Raw genomic sequence first — 2,508 nt, forward strand, 5'->3', positions numbered from 1 at the left:
TGGTCTTAGGCTTCCCTTGCAAAAAACCTTTGTCAACCAACTCGTTTATCCGTTCCTGGCTTTCATGCTCGAAGTATTCACCTTTATTAAAAAACCTAAACGTCTCCCGATCTCGGAAACGGCGTTTCACCTTCAATCTTGGCATAGTCACTCTCCCCCTTATGCAACAGGTTCAGTGATCAAAGCAAACGCTTTTTCATCAATCACATCACCGTCAACAACGGTATAAGCAGCGTAATCAGTTGTACGCGATTTTACATGCTGTTCTGTCATCACGCTCATGGGTTCGCTGACATTAAATACAAGGCCTCGATTGGCATTTCCGATGATGATCGAACCCTCTGATACACCAGCATCTGGCTTGACCGGCAAACCAAACATCCGACCAACACCGCCGCTGGTCACATCAGGAATAAATAACGGCCGCCCGTCATTATCCATCAAGTTTGCCAGCTGCCCCCAAATCGTTGCGTTGTTTGCATAAATCGCTGCACCGCTCAAGTATGAAGAGTGAATAAGCCCCATGGCTTGTGTTAAATGCTGATAGCTAAGCGGATCGTCTTCACTATAAGTAACAACTTGCGGCGTTCCAGACTCTTCGAGCAAGGCCGTTTCTACTCCTCTGGGCTGTCCTTCACCGGTCCCTTGTGCAGCGGCCATTCCCAATGCAGCCCCGATTCTATCCCCAAGCTCTTCAGTGATAAACGGAATAAAGTCTTCTACTGCCATAGCTTGCAATTTCCAAGTAACCGTTACTGCTTTTGCCAACTCGTGGCCATCAAGTACAAGTTCGCCGAACGTATTCTGTTCGTCTTCAGTGGGTGTTCCTTCCGTATACCATGCCGCATCGCCTGCATCAATTGACACATGCTTCTTAATAGTAAATTTACCGCGCACATTGTATTTACGCGCATCCGCATAGAGCGGGTAATTCTCCTCTGCTCGCTTCCAAATTCCTTCTGCAACTGTTTCCGGGATCAATACTTCGGTATTAGTGGTGTCATGGGTATAAGCATTTTGGAAGTCAGGATTAAACTTGTTGAATAACTCTCTTTCGTTTTGATCAAGTGCAAACCCCATCATGTGTTTTGCCCAAACTTTTTCATACGCCTTTTTCTCATCAACATTTCTCGCTTCCTTTGTCGAAAATTCCAACTCTCTTTCTCCTTTCACTTTGGCTGATTTCTTTTCAAGATCAACAAAAACCTCAGTGTCTTTTAATGCATTCAGATTTGCATTTGCAATCTTTACCTCTTCCCACTTGTCATCAAGTTTTTTAACCTCTTCCATTTTCGCGTTTGCTTCATTTGCCTTCCCTTTTTCAATCAAAGATTCTGCTTCATCCATCAAGGCCTTGCGTTGAGCCTTATACTGTTCGAGGTTCATAAAATCACTCCTTTTAATTTCAAATAGTTAAATTTGACCAACAAAATACCCGATTGAATCTCGTCTTTAGAAGATTCAACCGGGTTCTTGATTTTGTCTTGCATATTACGGAGCTTGTTAATGACTTGTTTTGGCAAAAGTTGCAAATGGCTTGCACACGCCACCATTTGCATGTTCTTTTCTTCGAACAGGATTTCATCAACAAACCCTTTTTCCTTCGCTTCCTGGGCATTCATCCAGGTTTCGCGATCCATCATACCAAGCAATTCATTTTCACTTAAACCAGTTTTATTTTGGTATGCCGCAGCAATGGAACGATTCATATTTTTTAGCACATCCGACTCATGTTTCATGTCTCGATAATCTCCTACAGCCATAGACCACACATTATGAATCATGATTTGCGCTGTTGGGCTTATTTTTACTTTGTCACCAGCCATCGCAATGACTGAACCCATGCTTGCGGCTACACCGGTAATCTTAATCGTCACCTCCCCTTTGTAGTCTTTTAGCAAAGTGTAAATTTCTGAGCCTGCAAACACATCACCGCCAGGGGAGTTAATTAAGACTTCTAACTGTTCGCCATTTGCTTTTTCAAGGGCATCTGCCACTTCATTGGGGCTTGTGGCCTCAAGTCCGAAAAAGTCATAAGCCCATTTATCGTCATTAGACACAATAGCCCCCTTAATTTTGATCTTCGCCATCTTCGACACCCCCTTTCAATTATTCATCAGCCGGCCTGGTATCCAGGCGGCGAATCATTTCATCTCCTCCCTCATATGGGGCACGACCAAGGATTTCCCTTACCTCATTCGGGCTCATGATTGCCCGGTCAACATATTCAACTAATCTTAATTTTGTATCCATGCTTGCAAATGTCAGGTTAGAGCTTTCAAACACAATTCGATTTCCAAATCCTCTTTCTCGCCTGGTAAACAACTTCCTTGTAAATTCATTACTCATTTGTACGATGTCAGGTTCAATCGCTGACTCGTAATATGAAATCCATTCATCTTCAGTGTAATTGCCCTGGACAATCTTTTCATTTGTGTTGAAAAAGGAGTAAATTCGTTGTACTGTTTTGTCCATTTGCTTATCGTTTGGTACATAATCTTTGGGTTC

At 43.0% G+C, this 2,508-nt stretch carries 3 protein-coding genes; all 3 read right to left on the minus strand.

What is annotated here, in order from left to right; all coding sequences use genetic code 11:
* Positions 1-159: 159 nt before the first annotated feature.
* Positions 160-1,386 (minus strand): phage major capsid protein, encoded by a 1,227-nt coding sequence (locus tag H1R82_RS07565; RefSeq protein ID WP_181732313.1) that lies wholly within the window; start codon positions 1,384-1,386, stop codon positions 160-162.
* Positions 1,383-2,090: a head maturation protease, ClpP-related gene (locus H1R82_RS07570; protein WP_181732312.1), complete on the minus strand. Its 708-nt coding sequence runs from the start codon at positions 2,088-2,090 to the stop codon at positions 1,383-1,385. Before H1R82_RS07570 ends, H1R82_RS07565 begins: the two co-directional genes overlap by 4 nt.
* Positions 2,091-2,109: 19 nt before the next feature.
* The coding region (locus tag H1R82_RS07575; RefSeq protein WP_181821636.1) for a phage portal protein at positions 2,110-2,508 on the minus strand (399 nt) is incomplete at its 5' end.

This window comes from Thermoactinomyces intermedius, assembly GCF_013912365.1.
In the GTDB taxonomy this organism is placed as follows: domain Bacteria; phylum Bacillota; class Bacilli; order Thermoactinomycetales; family Thermoactinomycetaceae; genus Thermoactinomyces; species Thermoactinomyces intermedius.